16 protein-coding genes are annotated in these 18,220 nt (G+C 61.4%); 8 read left to right on the forward strand and 8 right to left on the reverse strand.

Annotation, left to right across the window (positions count from 1 at the left end; translation table 11 throughout):
- Positions 1 to 67: 67 nt before the first annotated feature.
- Positions 68 to 826, reverse strand: coding sequence for an IclR family transcriptional regulator (locus tag ABGT79_RS05505; RefSeq protein WP_346665346.1), 759 nt, complete (start codon positions 824 to 826; stop codon positions 68 to 70).
- 555 nt (positions 827 to 1,381) lie between these two features.
- On the opposite strand from ABGT79_RS05505, the gene ABGT79_RS05510 reads away from it, so the two are divergent.
- The 8 genes from ABGT79_RS05510 (at position 1,382) to ABGT79_RS05545 (ending at position 12,588) form a co-directional block, all read left to right on the forward strand.
- A complete protein-coding gene (locus ABGT79_RS05510) occupies positions 1,382 to 2,767 on the forward strand; it encodes an FAD-binding oxidoreductase (protein ID WP_294483945.1) in 1,386 nt (461 codons plus the stop codon).
- A gap of 2 nt (positions 2,768 to 2,769) precedes the next feature.
- Positions 2,770 to 4,080 carry a (Fe-S)-binding protein gene (locus tag ABGT79_RS05515; protein ID WP_346665347.1) on the forward strand — a complete coding sequence of 437 codons (1,311 nt, stop codon included), beginning with the start codon at positions 2,770 to 2,772 and terminating at the stop codon, positions 4,078 to 4,080.
- Between the two features lie 83 nt (positions 4,081 to 4,163).
- Positions 4,164 to 4,790, forward strand: coding sequence for a lactate utilization protein (locus ABGT79_RS05520; protein WP_294483949.1), 627 nt, complete (start codon positions 4,164 to 4,166; stop codon positions 4,788 to 4,790).
- Between the two features lie 3 nt (positions 4,791 to 4,793).
- Positions 4,794 to 6,944, forward strand: coding sequence for an L-lactate dehydrogenase (quinone) large subunit LdhH (gene ldhH / locus ABGT79_RS05525; RefSeq protein ID WP_346665348.1), 2,151 nt, complete (start codon positions 4,794 to 4,796; stop codon positions 6,942 to 6,944).
- Between the two features lie 312 nt (positions 6,945 to 7,256).
- Positions 7,257 to 8,945, forward strand: coding sequence for an L-lactate permease (locus ABGT79_RS05530; RefSeq protein WP_346665349.1), 1,689 nt, complete (start codon positions 7,257 to 7,259; stop codon positions 8,943 to 8,945).
- 176 nt (positions 8,946 to 9,121) lie between these two features.
- Positions 9,122 to 10,546, forward strand: a complete 1,425-nt coding sequence (locus tag ABGT79_RS05535) for a replication-associated recombination protein A (protein ID WP_346665350.1) — start codon at positions 9,122 to 9,124, stop codon at positions 10,544 to 10,546.
- A gap of 74 nt (positions 10,547 to 10,620) precedes the next feature.
- Positions 10,621 to 12,015, forward strand: a complete 1,395-nt coding sequence (locus ABGT79_RS05540; RefSeq protein ID WP_346665351.1) for an MATE family efflux transporter — start codon at positions 10,621 to 10,623, stop codon at positions 12,013 to 12,015.
- A 15-nt stretch (positions 12,016 to 12,030) separates the two neighbouring features.
- Entirely contained in the window at positions 12,031 to 12,588 is a 558-nt protein-coding gene (locus ABGT79_RS05545; protein ID WP_346665352.1) for a metal-dependent transcriptional regulator, read from the forward strand.
- A gap of 171 nt (positions 12,589 to 12,759) precedes the next feature.
- Here ABGT79_RS05545 and ABGT79_RS05550 read toward each other — a convergent pair whose 3' ends face one another.
- The 7 genes from ABGT79_RS05550 to ABGT79_RS05580 all read right to left on the reverse strand — a co-directional run bounded on the left by ABGT79_RS05550 (position 12,760) and on the right by ABGT79_RS05580 (position 18,171).
- Complete coding sequence (locus tag ABGT79_RS05550) at positions 12,760 to 13,569, reverse strand: TonB family protein (protein ID WP_346665353.1); 810 nt, start codon at positions 13,567 to 13,569, stop codon at positions 12,760 to 12,762.
- A gap of 61 nt (positions 13,570 to 13,630) precedes the next feature.
- On the reverse strand, positions 13,631 to 14,023 hold the full coding sequence (locus ABGT79_RS05555) for a biopolymer transporter ExbD (RefSeq protein WP_346665354.1): 393 nt from the start codon (positions 14,021 to 14,023) through the stop codon (positions 13,631 to 13,633).
- Positions 14,016 to 14,645, reverse strand: coding sequence for a MotA/TolQ/ExbB proton channel family protein (locus ABGT79_RS05560; protein ID WP_294483965.1), 630 nt, complete (start codon positions 14,643 to 14,645; stop codon positions 14,016 to 14,018). The genes ABGT79_RS05555 and ABGT79_RS05560 overlap by 8 nt, the downstream gene beginning before the upstream one ends.
- A 128-nt stretch (positions 14,646 to 14,773) precedes the next feature.
- The gene (locus ABGT79_RS05565) at positions 14,774 to 15,283 is read right to left on the reverse strand and encodes a flavodoxin family protein (RefSeq protein ID WP_346665355.1); all 510 of its coding nucleotides are present in this window, start codon (positions 15,281 to 15,283) and stop codon (positions 14,774 to 14,776) included.
- 99 nt (positions 15,284 to 15,382) lie between these two features.
- Entirely contained in the window at positions 15,383 to 15,901 is a 519-nt protein-coding gene (gene hutX, locus ABGT79_RS05570; protein WP_346665356.1) for a heme utilization cystosolic carrier protein HutX, read from the reverse strand.
- A complete protein-coding gene (locus ABGT79_RS05575) occupies positions 15,898 to 17,367 on the reverse strand; it encodes an ATP-binding cassette domain-containing protein (protein ID WP_346665357.1) in 1,470 nt (489 codons plus the stop codon). Before ABGT79_RS05575 ends, hutX begins: the two co-directional genes overlap by 4 nt.
- A gap of 30 nt (positions 17,368 to 17,397) precedes the next feature.
- Positions 17,398 to 18,171: an energy-coupling factor transporter transmembrane component T gene (locus ABGT79_RS05580; RefSeq protein ID WP_346665358.1), complete on the reverse strand. Its 774-nt coding sequence runs from the start codon at positions 18,169 to 18,171 to the stop codon at positions 17,398 to 17,400.
- Positions 18,172 to 18,220: the final 49 nt, after the last annotated feature.

The raw sequence follows: 18,220 nt of genomic DNA on the forward strand, positions 1-18,220 counted from the left end.
TTTCGGTCGCTTTTTCAATTTCCTGAATGCCATACCCGCCTGGTAAAAAGCCGGGCCGGGCAACAAGCTAATTAGACTGATAGCCGAGGGCCTCGGACATCTCTGCGGCGTACCGCTTGACCAGCATGATGATTCGCTCCGGCTCGCCGGGAATTTCAAATTCGAAATACGGGCAAGCCAGGCTCACCGCAGCGACATTCACCTTCTGATAATCAAAAATAGGCGCAGAAAAACAGTGAATCCCACGCGTCGACTCCTCGTGTTCCGAAGCGTACCCGTCAATGAGCACCTGCTCGAGCTGTTTTTCAAGAATGCTCCGCTGGGTAATGGTGCGATCGGTCAACGGGCGAAGCTCTCCGGAAAGAATTTTATCGCGTTTCATCTGAGTAGTATGCGCCAGAAGAACCTTACCCATGGCCGTGCAATGCAGAGGAAACGGAGCACCTATCTGTGAAAGAAGCTTAATGGCATTATTATGCGAATAAAGCACATCCAAAAACATGCCGCTGTCTTCATTCATCACGCCAAGATTACACGTCTTATTGCTTTCTTCGCGCAATTTTTCAAGGTACGGATGCAGCAGCTTCGACATGTTGTTTTCTCTTGTGACGCTGGCGCCGATACCCGCTATCTTCATGCTCACATGATACTTTCTTGTCTCTTCGTCAAAGTTAAGATAATTTAACTCCGTCAGTTCCTTGAGCACTCTGAAGCAGCTGCTGGCCGGAAAACCCGTATAGCTCAGGATTTGCGGGTAGGCCACGCCTTTTGCCTGATTGGAAGCAACAAATTCCAGAATCTCCAGTCCACGTGACAATGAACTCATACCTTTCCTTTCCTTAAAATAATTATAGATGTGCTTTCGGACACAGCAGACCGATGGTCTTCCTTTTCCATCGATTGTCTGTCCAAACTCTTGAAGCAAAGCGCCCCTCCCGCCGGGGAGTTCCTCCAAGTTATTCCAATATAGAAAGTAACTTCTATTATTAGAAGTTATTTAGCCATATTCCGTAAGACAGTCAATAGCGTTGCCCAGATCGGAAAATTGCTCATAAGATCTCCGCGTCTCAATGCCATGTCAGCCGCTGTTGATTCACAATTTACCGAACTTTTGTGCCCCAAAAATCATATTCCTGATTTTTGGGGCAAAGAACTTTGACCACAAGAAAAACATTTTACTTTGTGCAATTTTTATTTTTTATAATATCAACAGGCTATATACCGCGCCCCAAGTTTCTACCTTGAGAAAAAAACTACACGCAAAAGTTTCATCTTTTACAGCAAAAACCCCTTGCCTTACTTGGGGTTTTCCCTTTATCTTAGTACCGTAAAAATTATATCTAGTCCGTTGACTTTTATAACCCTTCGGGGAGGGTATGTCATGATTAGTCCCAATCTCGTCAAAGACCTGAGTGCTCTGCTGGGCGCTGAAAACGTGTTCACCAGCGAAGCCGACAGGCAGTGCTATTCCTACGACAGCGCCGTGCTGCCTCCCAAGGTACCGGCGCTGGTTCTTCGTCCCACCCAGACGGAACAGATCGGCGAAGTCGTCCGTCTGTGCTATGAGGCAGGGCTCGCCATCACCGTGCGCGGCGCAGGCTCCAACCTTTCCGGCGGCACCGTGCCGGACACCGTGGACAGCGCCGTCATCCTCACCAACAGCCTCCAGAAAATCCTCGAAATCAACACCGAAGATCTGTACGCCGTGGTGCAGCCCGGCGTGGTCACCGCCCAGTTCGCCGCCGCCGTGGAAGCGAAGGGCCTCTTCTATCCGCCCGATCCGGGTTCCATGTCCGTGTCCACGCTGGCCGGCAACATCGCCGAAAACGCCGGCGGTCTGCGCGGCCTCAAGTACGGCGTCACCAAGGACTACGTCATGGGCCTGGAATTCTATGACTACGAAGGCAATCTGGTGAAAACCGGCTCCCGCACCGTGAAGTGCGTGACCGGCTTCAACCTGGCCGGCCTCATGGTCGGTTCCGAAGGCACCATGGGCGTCATCAGCAAGGCCATTCTCAAGCTGGTTCCGCCGCCCCGCGCCTCCCGCGCCATCACCGCCGAATTCGCCGACGTGCAGGACGCCGCCGACGCCGTGGCCGCCATGATCGCCGCCCACGTCGTGCCCTGCACGCTGGAACTGCTCGATCAGGCCACGCTGAAGTACGTGGAAGCCGACCAGAAGATCGGCCTGCCCGTGGACGCCGCCGCCATGCTTCTCATTGAAGTGGACGGTCATCCCGGTCAGGTGGCCGACGAAGCCGCCATCGTGGAAGAAGTGCTCAAGAAGTGCAACGCCACCGGCATTCATCTGCCCAAGGACGCCGAAGAAAAGAACAAGCTGTGGGCCGCCCGCCGCAACGCCCTGCCCGCGCTTGCCCGCGCCCGTCCCACCTGCGTGCTGGAAGACGCCACCGTGCCTCGTTCCAAGATTCCTGCCATGATCAAGAATCTCAATGAAATCGCCGCCAAGTACAAGGTGGATATGGGCACCTTCGGTCACGCCGGCGACGGCAACCTGCATCCCACCATCCTGTGCGACAAGCGCGACAAGGAAGAATTCTCCCGCGTGGAAGCCGCCGTCGATGAAATCTTCGACGTGGCCCTCAAGCTCGGAGGCACCCTGTCCGGCGAACACGGCATCGGCACCGCCAAGGCCAAGTGGATGGAAAAGGAAACCAGCAAGGGCACCATTCTCTTCTCCCAGCGCATGCGCCGCGCCATTGACCCCAAGGGTCTGTTCAACGCCTGCAAGATCACGGGGATGTAGTCATGAGCGATATCTCCCGTCTTGCCAAGACATTGATGAAGCTGGACGACAAGCTGGCCGACTGCATGCGCTGCGGTCTGTGCCAGGCTGTCTGCCCGGTGTTCGGCGTCACTCACAAGGAAGGCGACGTGACCCGCGGCAAGCTTGCGCTGCTCGACAACCTCGCCCATAAGATAATCCAGGACCCCGACGCCGTGGAGGAACGCCTCAACCGCTGCCTTCTGTGCGGCTCCTGCCAGGCCAACTGCCCCTCCGGCGTGTCCATCATGGAAATCTTCGTCGAGGCCCGTCAGGCCCTCGTGGACTACCGCGGCCTGAACCCCATCAAGAAGCTCGTCTTCCGCGAACTGCTCACTCATCCGCAGCTGTTCAGCGCCGCCATGCGCACCGCCGCTCCCTTCCAGGGCCTGGTCATGCGTCAGCAGGGCGCCAAAACCTACGACATGCCGCTTCTGAGCAAGCTCGTGGGCTCGCGCCACATCGCCAAGCTGCCCGCGAAGTCCCTGCACGCCAAGTACGGCGACCTGCACACCGAGGGTCAGATCGGCATCAAGGTCCTGTTCTTCGCCGGCTGCATGGCCGACAAGTACTACACCCAGCTCGGCGAAGCCTGCCTCAAGGTGCTCAAACATCACGGCGTGGGCGTGGTCATGCCCTCCAAGCTCACCTGCTGCGGCATTCCCGCTCTCGCTTCCGGCGACCGCAAGGGCTTCGTCATGGAAACGCAGAAAAACCTTGAAGTCATCGGCCGGGAACTCGTGGGCGGCGGCATCAACTACGTGGTCACGCCCTGCGGCTCCTGCACCGCCACGCTCAAGGAATGGTGGCCCTACTTCATTCAGGAATTCTCGCCCGATCAGCAGAAGACCGTGCGCGCCGTGGCCGACCGCGTCATGGACATCAACGCCTTCCTCGTGGACGTGCTCCACGTGGATCAGATGGAACCCGGCGAACGGCATCCCGGCGACGTCACCCGCGTGACCTTCCACGATTCCTGCCACCTGAAGAAGAGCGTCGGCGTGTCCGAACAGCCCCGCAAGCTCATCCGCATGAATCCCAACTACGAGCTCGTGGAAATGGCCGAGGCAGACCGCTGCTGCGGCTGCGGCGGCAGCTTCACCCTGTTCCACTACGACCTGTCGAAAGAAATCGGTCAGCGCAAGCGCGACAACATCGTGCGTTCCGGCGCGTCCGTGGTGGCCACCGGCTGCCCCGCCTGCATGCTGCAGATTTCCGACATGCTCTCGCAGAACAAGGATGAGGTGCAGGTCAAGCATCCCATTGAAATCTACGCGGAAACGCTGCCCGACTGACATTATCGGGGAGAGCGGCCCCAACGAGCCGCTCTTCCCGTCTTTACCGCACATTCAGGCGGAACACTGCCTAAGGAGTAACAATGACTCAGGATCAACTCGTTGAAGTGGTGAAAGCCAAGGCTCCCTCTGTTCCTGTGACTCTCTACGAGGCCAAGGACTTTGCGGACGCCATGCAGTACGCCGTGGACGTGACTGAAAAGAAGCGTCACTGCGAAATGCTCCTGCCCGTGGAAGGCGAACAGTACGGCCCCGCGAGCGAAAACGGCTTCCCCACCCTTCTTGACCGCTTTATCGCCGCCCCCGGCCTGTCCGACGAAGAATACGCCGTTCTGGAAGAAAAGGCCGCCGGAACCGACATCCATCTGCTGCGTTCCGGTCTGCGCGATCACATGGGCGGCTTCGACACCAGCATCACCTGGGCCGACGGCCTCGTGGCCGACACCGTCACCTGCGTGGTCAATTCCAACCGCGAGGAAGTTCGTCTCGGCACCATGGTGGCCGAAGTTTCCATCATGCTGGTGCGCAAGTCCACCCTGCTCAACAAGATTGAAGACGCCAACGATCTTCTGCTCGACCTCGTGAACCGCGGCGGCGCGTCCTACACGGCCTTCATCACCGGCCCCAGCCGCACGGCGGACATTGAACGCGTGGGCGCCCTCGGCGTGCACGGCCCCCTCGAACTTCACATCGTGCTGCTGGAGGACTAAATTATGGCTGACGCCAAAGACATGAAGGAATACCACGGTCAGATTCAGGAAGCGCTGGACGACAAGTTCCTCCGCGCCACGCTGGACAAGTTCGCCGTCGAATACAAGGCCAACCGCACCCGCATCTTTGAAGGCATGGACGTGGACGGCCTCATCAAGGAAGTGGCCGACATCAAGGACAATGCCGCGCAGCATATGATGGAGCTGTTCGCCCAGTTCAAGACCGAAGCCGAAAAGCGCGGCGTTCACGTTCACCTCGCCTCCACCGGCGCCGAAGCGAACCGCATCATTGCCAAGATCGCCAAGGAAAACAACTGCCACAACATCATCAAGTCCAAGTCCATGACGGCGGAAGAAATCCACCTCAACGACGCCCTCGAAAAGGAAGGCTGCCGCGTGGTGGAAACCGACCTCGGCGAATGGATCATTCAGCTGCGCCATGAAGGGCCTTCCCACATGGTCATGCCCGCCATTCACCTTTCGCGCTATCAGGTGGCCGACCTGTTCACCGACGTGACCCACGTTCAGCAGGACAGGGAAGACATTCAGAAGCTCGTGAAGGTGGCCCGCAAGGAACTGCGCGGCGAATACGTGAAGGCCGACATGGGCATTTCCGGCGCCAACTTCGCCGTGGCCGAAGCCGGCCTCATCGGCACCGTGACCAACGAAGGCAACCTGCGCCTCGTGACCACCATGCCCCGCGTGCATGTGGTGCTCGCCGGTCTTGAAAAGCTCATTCCCACCATTGCCGACGCCCTCAAGGTGCTGCAGGTGCTGCCCAGAAACGCCACCGCGCAGGCCATCACCTCCTACATCACCTGGATTGCCGGCGCCAACGAATGCGCCACCGGTCCCGACGGCCGCAAGGAAATGCACATCGTCTTCCTCGACAACGGCCGTCTCAAGATCGCTCAGGATCCCGCCTTCAAGGACATCCTGCGCTGCGTGCGCTGCGGCGCCTGCGCCAACGTCTGCCCCGTGTACCGTCTCATCGGCGGCCACAAGATGGGCTACGTGTACATCGGCGCCGTGGGCCTCGCGCTCACCTATCTGTATCACGGCGCAGACAAGGCCCGCGCCCTGGTTCAGAACTGCATAGGCTGCGAATCCTGCAAGAACGTGTGCTCCGCAGGCATTGATCTGCCGCGCATCACCATGGAAATCCGTTCCCGCCTCGTCAAGGCCGACGGCAACAGCGCCGCCGGTTCCGTGATGAGCATGGTCATGAAGGACCGCGACCGCTTCCACAGTCTGCTCAAGTTCATCAAGTTCTCGCAGAAGCCCCTCACCGTGAAGGGCGGCAAGTTCATCCGTCATCTGCCCGCCGTGCTCATGGGTGGCGATCAGAGCTTCCGTCAGCTGCCCGCGCTGGCTCCCAAGTCGTTCCGCCAGCTCTTCAAGAGCGTGGTGAACAACCCCGCCCAGCCCAAGTTCCGCGTGGCCATCTTCTCCGGCTGCGCGCAGGACTTCGTCTATCCCGAGCAGCTCGTGGCCGCCGTGCGTCTGCTCAACAGACACGGCGTGCATGTGGAGTTCCCCCTCAAGCAGACCTGCTGCGGCCTGCCCCTCGAAATGATGGGCCAGCGCGAAACCAGCCTGCAGGTGAGCTCGCAGAACGTGAACGCCTTCGAGCCCGGCAAGTACGACGCCATCATCACCCTGTGCGCGTCCTGCGCCGGTCACCTCAAGCACGCCTATCCCGACCTGCTCAAGGACACTCCCGACCACTACCGCACCGACATCTTCGCTTCCAAGGTCATGGACTTCACCTCGTTCGTGTACAACAAGCTCGGACTGCGTGAAGACGACTTCGTGAAGACCGATGAAAAGGTGACCTACCATTCGCCCTGCCACATGCGCAACATGGGCATCACCGAAGAACCCCGCGCGCTCATCAAGATGGTTGCCGACTACAAGCCCGCAGCCGAAGAAGACGTGTGCTGCGGCTTCGGCGGCACCTTCTCCGTGAAGTTCCCCGAACTCTCCGCCGAAATCGGCAAGAAGAAGCTGAAGAACAGCGAAGAATCCGGCGCTTCCCTCCTGGTGACCGACTGCCCCGGCTGCGTCATGCAGATCCGCGGCGTGGCCACCGCAAACGACTCCACCCTCAAGGTCGAGCACATCGCCGAACTGCTCGCCCGTCACATGAAGTAAAACTGCGTTCGAGGCCCCGTCCTGCGGGACGGGGCCTTCTCCCCCGCCGGCCTCCGAACGAAACTTTCCTCCGCTGCGCGGAGTCAAGAACCCCTTTTTGTCGGAGAGCCCCGCGCGGAAACCCAACAAAAATATTCCCGACGACGGATCGCGTCGCGGCCGCCTGCGTTCACCGCGGCGCGGCTTCCGTCTTTGCATCCAAAAACCCCTTTTCCGCTCCTTCGGAGCCGCAAAATTACACTGTCAGGTCCCAGGCATCACGCTTTTTCCTGCATAATCCCGTTTACCTTCTTACAGATAGAGGAGAGCACTATGAACATTGAACTGCTGGCATTGTTCGCCGTCGCACCGCTTCTGGTGGCGCTGGTTCTCATGGTCGGCCTGCGCTGGTCGTCCATGCGCGCCATGCCTCTGGCATGGGCCACAGGCGCCGTTCTCGCCATTCTCGTATGGCAGCTGCCCATCGTCCGGGTGATAGCTCTCACCCTCGAAGGCTTCATCACCGCCGCAGGCGTGCTCATCATCGTCTTCGGTGCTCTGCTCATCTACTACACGCTCACCTACAGCGGCGCCATGGAAACCATCCAGGCCGGCATGAAGAAAATCAGCCCTGACCGCCGCGTGCAGACCATCATCATCGGCTTCATGTTCGCCGCCTTCATCGAAGGCGCGGCCGGCTTCGGCACCCCCGCCGCTCTTGCCGCTCCGCTGCTGCTCGGTCTCGGCTTCCCGCCCCTCTGCGCCGCCGTCATCTGCCTCGCCTTCAACAGCATTCCCGTGACCTTCGGCGCCGTGGGCACCCCCGTGCTTCAGGGCTTCAAGTCCATTGAAACCCTTGCCATGACCGCCCTCGGCGTGGGCGATCCCGCCGTGGTGTACAAGACCATCGGCGAATACGTCACCCTCATGCACCTGCCCATGCTCTTCATCCTGCCCATCTTCCTGCTGGGCTTCATGACCCGCTACTACGGCAAGAACAAGTCCTGGAGCGAAGGCTTCGCCGCCTGGAAGTACTGCCTGCTCGCCTCCGTCTGCTTCGGCGTGCCCTACTTCATCCTTGCCTGGGCCGTCGGTCCCGAACTGCCCTCCCTGCTCGGCGGCATCATCGGCCTCGGCGTGCTCGTGAAGCTCACCCAGAAGGGCATCTGCGTGCCCGAAGGCACCTGGGACTTTGATTCCAGCGACAAGTGGGATCCTTCCTGGATCGGCGAAATCAAGCCTTCCGACGTGACCGAATACAAGGAACACATGAGCCAGTTCATGGCCTGGCTGCCCTACGTGCTCTGCGGCCTCATCCTCGTGCTCACCCGCGTGCCCGCCTTCCATCTGAAGGGCCTGGTCACCGACCCCATGTTCAATATCGGCGCTTCCAACATCCTCGGTCAGGAAGGCGTGACCTCCTACATCGCCATCATGAACCTGCCCGGCACCATTCCCTTCATCCTCGTTTCCATCATCACCATCTTCCTGCACGGCATGCTGCGCAACGATGAAATCGGCAGCAACAAGGTCAGCAAGGCCTGGTCCACCGCCTTCGCCAAGATGAAGGCCCCCACCATCTCCCTGCTCGCCGCCGTGGCCCTCGTGTCCATCTTCAAGGGCACGGGCGTCAGCGAAGCCACCAACCACGTCTCCATGCCCATGGCCCTCGCCCAGTGCCTCGCCGACCTCGCCGGCGGCGCATGGCCCGCCCTCGCCTCCTACGTCGGCGGCCTCGGCGCGTTCATCACCGGTTCCAACACCGTGTCCGACATGCTCTTCGCCAACTTCCAGTGGGATATGGCCAGAACCCTCGGCTACACCGTGCCCCAGCACTTCGTCATCGTGGCCGCTCAGGGCGTCGGCGGCGCCATGGGCAACATGATCTGCATCCACAACATCGTGGCCGCCTGCGCCGTGCTCGGCCTCATCGGCAAGGAAGGCGACATCCTGCGCCGCACGGTCATTCCCTTCGTTCTCTACGGCATCGCCGTCGGCATCGTAGCCTTCATCCTCATGTAGGCCCGCTCCGCTTTTACGCCAAAAGGCCGCCTTCGGGCGGCCTTTTTTGCGTCCGGCGGCACAGCTTCCGCTCTTTTCTCCCCGAAGCGCCGGGAGTACCATGTCCGCAAACGCGAAGACGCATGCAGTCGCGCACAGGCAGCGCGCCGCGCCGAGCCCGTCCGTCAGGAGAACGCATGGAACAGCATTCCTTTTTCGATACCGAAGCCTCCCAGCCGCTGGCCGCCCGTCTGCGCCCACGCACGCTGGATGAATTTTTCGGACAGGAACACCTTCTCGGCAAGGGGAAGGTGCTGCGCAAACTCATAGAGGCCGATCAGATCTCCTCCATGATTTTCTGGGGGCCTCCGGGCGTCGGAAAAACCACGCTGGCCCGTATCATCGCCGGACACACGAAGTCGAACTTCATCGACTTTTCCGCCGTGACCAGCGGCATCAAGGAAATCCGTGCCGTCATGCAGCAGGCGGAAAAAGACCGTCAGTACGGACGGCGCACCATACTCTTCGTGGACGAAATACACCGCTTCAACAAGGCGCAGCAGGACGCCTTTCTGCCTTTTGTGGAAAAGGGCAGCATAGTGCTCATAGGCGCGACCACCGAAAACCCTTCCTTTGAAGTGAACGGCGCGCTGCTCTCACGCTGCAAGGTATTTGTTCTTCATCAGCTTTCCACGGAGGACCTCAAGGATCTGCTCAAGCGGGCCCTGCACGATCCCAGAGGATTCGGCCGTCAGACCATCGACATGCCGTCCGGCATGCTGGAAGCCGTTGCCGTTTTTGCCAACGGCGACGCCCGCTCCGCCCTCTCCACGCTGGAAATGATCGTGCTCAATGGGGAAACGGAAGGCGACGCCGTCAAAATTACGGATGAAACGCTGGAACAGTGCACCTCGCGCAAATCTCTGCTGTACGACAAGAACGGCGAGGAGCATTACAATCTGATTTCCGCGCTGCACAAGTCCATGCGCAATTCCGATCCGGACGCCGCCGTGTACTGGCTCGCCCGCATGCTGGAAGCCGGAGAAGACCCGCTCTACATCGCGAGGCGCGTCGCGCGCTTTGCCAGCGAAGACGTGGGCCTCGCCGATCCGCATGCTCTGGACATGGCCATTTCCGCCTATCAGGCCTGTCATTTCATCGGCATGCCGGAATGTTCCGTGCATCTCACGCAGGCCGTGGTGTATCTTTCCCTGGCCCCCAAATCCAACAGCCTCTATGTGGCCTACACCCGGGCAAAAAAGGACGCACTCTCCATGCTGGATGAGCCCGTGCCCCTTCAGATACGCAACGCTCCCACAAAACTGATGAAGGAACTCGACTACGGCAAGGGCTATCAGTACGCGCATCACGCCGAAGAAAAGCTGACGAACATGCACTGCCTGCCCGATTCCCTTCTCGGCAGAACCTACTACGCGCCCACCGATCAGGGACTGGAGGCCCGCTGTCGGCAGCGCCTGGAAAACATCAAGGCTTGGAAGAAGGCCCACGAGGCGAATCCGCCCGCGCCGGAGGAAGCAAAAAGCAGCGCGCGCAGGGCAAGGAGCAAGAAACGCAGCGAGGACGCTTCTTCGTCGGAAGACGCATTAAAGTTTTACTCATAAAACTTTATTTGACAAATCATACCATTCCCCCTAGCCTGAACAAAGCCGCCGCACCTTCAGCCAGGGAGTTTTTCTTGTCCACGCCGCCTTGCGACGACCGCCGGATGACGCCGAGCCGCAAACTTCCGTCGCGTTCCGAACTGATCCGACTCACGCTTCCGCAGATGGGTCTCATGTTCTGCCATCTGGCCATTTCCATGACCGACGTGTGGACGGCGGGAAAGATCAGTCCGGAAGCACAGGCTTCCATCGGCGTGGTGGCGCAGATATTCTCCCTGCTCATGCTGCTCACCTCGCTCGTGGCGAGCGGATGCATGGCCACGGTAAGCCAGTCGCTCGGCGCGGGACTTCCGCTCCGCGCCAATCGCTACGCCGGGCTCATCATCATGCTTTCCGCAGGCATGGGAACGCTGGTGGCCGCCCTCGCTCTGCTCTGCCGGCCGGTCATTTTTCACCTCATGGGCATTTCCGACGATTTGCGGCCCGTGCTCTCCGTCTTTTTCACCGCCTACTGTTGCCAGCTTCCCTTCTACTACGTGCTCGTCATGGTGAATTCCATTTTCCGGGCCTACAAGAAGGTGCTCTTTCCGCTGCTCACGATTCTCTTCATGATGCTGGCCAATCTGTTCGGCGATCTCGGCTTCGGGCTCGGACGTTTTTCTCTTCCGGCCTTCGGCGCGGCAGGCATAGCCTGGACCACCTTTGCCTGCGCCGTGCTCGGGCTTTTGAGCAATCTTGCGCTGGCGGCCCGCTACGGCCTTCTTCATCGCCGCACCTTTGCGCCGTGGCGCTGGAACCGGCGCGCCATGCCGTATCTTTTCCGGGTGGGCATGCCCGCCGCGGCAGGGCAGATCATCACCCATCTCGGCAGTCTGACCACGCTTGCCATCATCGGCCTTCTGCCCGACAGCACCGACGCCCTGGCCGGCATGAGCGTGGGCGGACGCGTTCACGCCATGCTGCTGTTTCCGCTGGGCGCGCTGCACATGTCCATGGTCATCGTGAGCGGGCATCTTCTGGGAAGCGGAGAGAGAACCGGCCTGTACCTGTTCGGGCACCGCGCCGTACTCAGGCTCGGACTCGCGCTCGTGCCGCCGTCGCTTGCGCTCTGGCTGCTGCGGGATCAGGCGGCGGCGCTGTTTTCCGACAACGCCGCGGTGCTGGAACAGGCCTCGCTGTTCCTCTTCTTCGCCTGCCTCTACGTGCCGCTCACGGGCATGACGGGCATGATGAACGCGCTGTTCTCCGGCGCGGGCGCCACCATTCTGTCCTGCCGGGTCGGGGCCGCCACATGCTGGATCGTGGGCATTCCCCTTTCTCTGGCCCTGGGCCTAGGCCTTCATCTGGGCGCGGGCGGCGTGTACGCCGCCGGAGCGGCCACGCAAACGGCGGCCTTTCTCTGGACGCTGCGCATCTTTCACGGAAAGAAATGGCTTGAATACGGCCTGCGGAAACGTCAAACTGCCTGAAAACACGGAGGAGCCATGCCGGAACAGCTCAACAGTCCGCCGTCCGCGCCGACGGAACACAAAGCGCTTTCTCCCGCGCTGGAAAACTATCTTGAGATCATCTTTCTGGAAGAAGCCCGCGAGGGCGCGGCGCGCGTGAGCGCCATAGCCGACGCCGCCGGGGTGAGCCGTTCCACCGTGACCACCATGCTCAAGGTGCTCAAGTCGCTGGGCCTTGTGGACTACCAGCCCTACGGCCTCATTCATCTCACGGAAGCGGGCCGCGGCATCGGGCGCGACATTGCCCACCGGCACATCATTTTCCGGGAGTTTTTCCTTCAGGTGCTGCAGATTGAGGAATCCGAAGCCGACGCCGTAGCCTGCGAGCTCGAACACGTGGTGCCGCCAAACGTCATCCGCCGCTGGGGACAGTTCGTGCTCTACCTGCGCGGCCGGGACTTCTGGAAGAACTGGCAGGAAGACTACCGCAGAGAACGCGCCTCGCTGGTCGGAGCCATGAACGAGACCTTTCACAACATGGGCGCGCTCGACAATCAGGAAGAAGCCAGAGAGCTCGCCCGAAAATACCGGTAGGTAAACCGGCAGGTTGCGGCAGCTCGACGCCGCAACGTTTCCTTTGCTGCGGCATGGGGAAGCCGCCACAGGCTGACGCGCCTCTCACGCCCTGCGGGACGGCGCTCGGATCAGCGCAGGCACCGGCGAGTTCTCGGCAAGGCTCGGCACAGCCTTGCCGCGCCATCAGCGCTACCCGTCCGTCAGACGGTAATGCACCGGAATCAGCACCTGAAATCCGCCCGTCTGCGCCACGGAAAGCCCCACCAGCTTTTCGCCCAGCCGCTTTGCCGCGGCGTCGAGCACGGCTTTTCCCGAACCTTCCGACAGCGAACACGCACTCACGCGCCCGTCCGACGCCACATGCACCAGAAGCCGACACGTGCCCTCCGCGCCGGAGCGACGCCCCTGCCGCGGGTACTGCTTGTGCCGCTCCACGGCCTGAAGCAGCACGGCAAGCGCCGCGCTTTTGTCCGGCTCGGCCTCGGCGCTGCCCGCCGCGCCGGGCATGGACGCCGCCTTTCCCGACACCGACGCAGTTCCCGCAGCGCCGGAAGCCCCCTGCGCCGAGCCCCTATCGACCGTTCCCTGCTGCACCGCCTTCGGCTGCGGCGTTTTCACCGCTTCGGCTTTTGCGGGCTTTCGTGCAGGTGCAGGCTTCGGCCTTCTTTCCGGCTTCGGCTCCATCCTCGCCTTCGGCTTCGGTTCAGGTTTCGGCGCAGGCTTCGGCGTGGCCGCAACCTTCGGTTCAGGCGCAACCTCAGGCTCCACCTTCTTTTCCGGCGCTGCCGGTTCAGGAATCTCAAACGGCGAGTCCTCGGCCAGCAGCCTTTTCACTTCCGTCTGCGGGGCCGGAGCCGGAACAAGCGTCCGGAACTGCGCATGCACGAGAGCCGTTCCGCCCGCCTGCACCGGGGGCAGCGTCAGCGTCTGTTCCGCCAGCAGCGAAAACACGCTCAGCATGGTGAACGACATCACGCCGCACATGCCCGCGGCCGCCACATGGCGACTTCGGCGCAGCTGCGTTGCGCCGAAGGGCGACCGCAGAGGACAGGTCTCGGATCTACCGGCCTTCCGCCGGTCTGGTGCTGATGACAAAATGGCCTCCCTTCTTCACCTTGGCCCGATCCACGACGCTCACAAAAGCCTCGAACGGAGCCTTTTGATCCACGTACAGATTGAGCAGCGCTTCCGGCCGCTCCGAAAGCACGGCGTCAAGCTCGTCCTTTTCTATCCGGCGGCCTTCGTAATGCAGCGAGCCGTCGGCTTTGATGGAAATCACCTGCTCGCGCCTGTTGTCGGACGCCTCGGCCTCGCCGGAGGCCGGGAGCAGAATGTCCAGCACGGGGCGGCTGAAGGTCGTCGTCATGATGAAAAAAATAAGCAGCATGAAAATGGTGTCGATAAGCGGCGTCAGATCAATGCTCGGCTCGTCGTCCAGACCGAAATTAAACATCGTCGTCCTCTCCGCGGGGCCTGCCGCCCTTTCGCTTCTGGCAGAAGTCCAGCGCCCGATAGCTGTATTCCACCACCTCGATATGAAAGCCCTTGAAACGCAGCATCAGAAAATAATAGACCATGAGCGCGGGTATGGCCACGCACAGCCCCATGATGGTGGTTATGAGCGCCTCCCATATGCCGTTGGCCAGCATGGCCGTGTCGGGGGCTGCGTTCTCCCCGATGGTCTGAAACACCGTGACCATGCCGAGAATGGTGCCGAGCAGCCCCAGAAGCGGCGACAGCACGGAAATCAGCCGCAAATAGCATATCTCGCGGGTGAGCTGCTCGAAATTGCGATGGAAGAGATAGGCGATTTCCGCCCGGATGTCTTCCGAATGGCCGGAATGCGTCTGCACGATGTCGCGCACGATGCAGATGAGCGGATTGTCGCCCTCGTAGCTCATGCACTCTCCGCTCCGCTCCTCGTTTTCCAGCTCGGGAAAGGTGCGGCGAAAATCTCTCCAGACAAAAAACAAAAACGCATAGCTTTTAATAGCAAGGTACACGCCCGCGCACGCCACCGCCGCAAGCACCACGCCCGCCGGGCCTATGGCGTCGTATATTTCCGACCAGTTCATCTCCTTGTCCTTCCCTGACCGAAGCCTGCGGGAAAAGGCGTCCGGATCAGGCGTCCGGCCAGCTCCCGCAGCTTCGCGGCCTTGTTGAATGTTGCTTCCGTTCCGCCCCGCCTCCGGAGCGGAAAATGCTACCGTTCCAGAAAGCGGCAAATGAACGCCTGCGCGCAGCGGCAGTCCTCGTCGTCGGGATGTCTGGCCGCCTCCGCAATGCGCGCCTTCCGCTCCTCGGTCATGGGATGCACGTCGCCCGCCATGCGGGCCATGATTTCCAGCACCTTCGGATCCACCCTCCCCTGACAGAGCCAGGAACCGAGCACGACGTTGCCGCGCGCAGGCTCCAGCGCCAGCGCTTCGCCGTGCGCCATGCACTCCCTCGCGTGATCGGAATCGGGCCACGCGCCCAGCGTGCCGAAAAAGGCCAGTCTGGCGTTGCGCACGCCTTCGAGCCAGGCGCGGGTTGCGGCGTCGGGCATGCCCCTGTCCACCCAGTAGCCCACGGCCACCACGTCGTACTGATCCACGGACGAAGGCGCTTCCTCCACGGGAAGAAGCTCACATCCGGGCATGACCTCGGCCATGGCCTGCGCCACCTTTTTCGTGTTTCCGGTTCGTGAGGAATACACCACAAGCGTTTTCATCATCATTCTCCTGACAATAGTTTTCATTTTCAAACATTGACGCCGCCAGACCGCTGCGCGCAGCAACGCCGGACGTAAAACCGCGCTCCCAAACGGCGGTCACACGCCGGTCATTTTCCGGCGAAGCGCAAAGAACGCCGCGCGCACCGAGGGCAGAATACGGTGATGTTCCCGCCCCGCGTACACGGCAAACGCCACGCCTCCCCGCCCGTCGAAAAACTGCACGGAATGGCTCTCCAGCCCCATGAAGGGCAGAGAAAGAAAGGCGATGTCCGCAATGAGATCGGCCCTGATGTGCCCGCCGAGGGCTTCGCCTGCGGCAAGATTGCAGTATCCGTTTCCCGGCGAGCCCGCAGGAATGCGCCCGGAAACTTCAAACACGTGCCCTTCGTGCTGCACGATGAACGTCGCCTTTTCCCACTCGCCGAGCGCCTCCCATATGCCGGCAAAATCCCCGCCGGAGGCAAAGGCGCACATGCCTTCGGGCAGCACCTGCGCCGCCTGCTTTTCCGTAACGTTGAACATCCCGGCCAGCGAGGAAAGCATCCACGGCTTCCGCTGTTCAAGGGCAGCCGCCACGCTCTCGGCCAGATTCGATGATGCGCGCTCGTCCTTCATAATGCCTCCTTCGCCTGATCGGCGCGCGCCGCTTCCCCGGAAGGGCGAAACGGCAGACGAAGCGCGCGTGAACAGGAACGTTTCATAAGTTCAAGATCGTGGGTAATCACCAGCACGCAGACGCCCTTTTCCGCAAGAGCGTCCAGCGCCCGGGCAATGCGCTGCATGTTGCCGCCGTCAAGGCCGCTGGTCGGCTCGTCGAGAATGAGCACCTCGGGACTCTTGGCCAGGGCGCAGGCAATGACAAGGCGCTGCTTTTCCCCGCCGGAGAGCGACTGCGGATGCCTTTCGGCCAGCGCGGAAAGTCCGAAAAGTTCCAGAAGTTCCGACGCTGGGACTTCCCTCTCTGCCTTCCCGCCGCCGGATGCGCGCCTTTGCCGGTCGGCAAGGCGAAGACTGACGGCGATCTCCTCGGCCACGGTTCTCATGTGCAGCTGATGATCGGCGTTCTGCAGCACGATGCTCGCCCGGCGCAGAAGCTCCCCGGAAGAAAGTTCCCGGCCATGCAGGAAGAAGCGCCCCGACTGCGCCTTGTTCAACCCCGTCAGCAGACGGGCCAGCGTGGTCTTTCCCGCACCGTTGTCGCCGATGACGGCCGTCACGCCGGGCCCGAGAGAAAAGGACGCGCCGTCAAACAGAGGCCTGCTCCCCCGGTAGGCAAAAAAAAGCCCCTCCGCGCGCAGTCCGGCGTCGGCGGGCGCGGACTCTTCCGGCAGCTGGGCGCGCATATCCTCCACGCGGCACTCGCGCAGTCCGCAGCCGCGCCGGAGCCCTTCATCCTCAAGCAGGGCGAAGTTGCCCATGGCGCAGATCTCGCCGTTCTTCATGATCAGCACGCGGTCGGCCACGCCTTCGAGCCAGTAGAGACGATGATCGACCACAAGCACGGCCATGCCGCTTTCCTTGAGCGTGCGCAGTTTCCGCGCCAGCTCCGCCGTGGCTTCGGGGTCAAGATTGGCCGAAGGCTCATCGAGCGCAAGGGCCTTCGGCTCCTGGGAAAGTATGGACGCAAGCCCCACCTTCTGCTTCTGCCCTTCGGAAAGCTCATGCACGGCCTGATGCAGCACGCCGCAAAGACCGAAGGATTCCGCAGCGCGCCGCACCTTTTCCCGGGTCGCTTCGGCGGGCAGGCCCCGCCATTCGTGGACAAAGGCAAGCTCATCCTCCACGCCGAGCGCGAAAAACTGCTGTTCCGGATCCTGAAAAAGCGTGCCCACGCTGCGGGAAATCTCCCGGACGGGCGTCTCGCCGGTGCTGCGGCCGTTCACCAGCACCCGCCCCTTCATCTCGCCCCGGAAGCAGCCGGGGCACAGACCGTTGGCCAGGCGCATGAGCGTGCTCTTGCCGCATCCGCTCGGCCCGGAAACCAGCACAAGTTCCCCCGGGCGCACGCGGAAACTGACGTCGCGCACGGCGGGCCTGTCGGAAAACGGATAGGTGTAGGTAACATTTTCAAAGCATATCATGCCGTCATCTCCAAACTTGCGGCCGCCGGTTCAGTGCATGGCGGGCGACGAGGCGCTTCCCCAGCGCGCGTGACAGTACAGGGCTGCCGCAACGACGGCCACGGCCAGAACAACCAGCGCAGTGTCGCGCGCAGTCCACTGTGGGCGTCGGAAAGGCACAAAGCGCCCGCCCGCCTCAAGCCCCTTGAGCTCGGCGGCAATGCCCAGTTCCTCGGACGTGCGCAGAGAGCGGAAGAGCAGCGGCGCCAGCAGAAGACGCAGCATCATGAGCGGATGCCGGAACATTTCTCCCGGGCCGAGGCTGCATCCGCGAATCTTCAGCGTTTCGGCCACCTGCCGAACGTCGTTCATAAACGTGGGAATGAAACGGATCATAACCGCGCCCGGCAGATACACGCAGAACGGCAGGCGCAGCCCCTTCAACGCGGTGAGCAGCGCCTGAATGCGGGAAGCGAGCGCCAGAGGCAGTACCACGTTCAGCATGACCGCGCTGCGCAGAAAAGGCACCACAAGGCTTTCCGGAGAAAACGGCATGCCGGAAACAGCGCGGGACACGCCCCACGAACATGCGGCGGCAATGCCCATCATGAGCGCGAGGGCCGCATAGGCCACGGCCAGCGCGCGAAGACGGCGCACGGACAACGCGTAGGCCAGCGATGCGGCAAACAGCACCGCCTGCCCCTCGAAGGAGCCGACGACAATCGTCGCCGCAGACGCCAGCAGCGTGACGACCATGCGGGCGCGCACGTCGAACCCGCTCTGCGGGGCTCCCTGCTCATCCGGCAAAAAACGTTCCAGTTTCATGGCCGACGCCCCTTGCGAGGCGGATGCAAAGCCTTCGCCTTCCGCGACG

The sequence above is a fragment of the uncultured Mailhella sp. genome (genome assembly GCF_963931295.1).
In the GTDB taxonomy this organism is placed as follows: domain Bacteria; phylum Desulfobacterota; class Desulfovibrionia; order Desulfovibrionales; family Desulfovibrionaceae; genus Mailhella.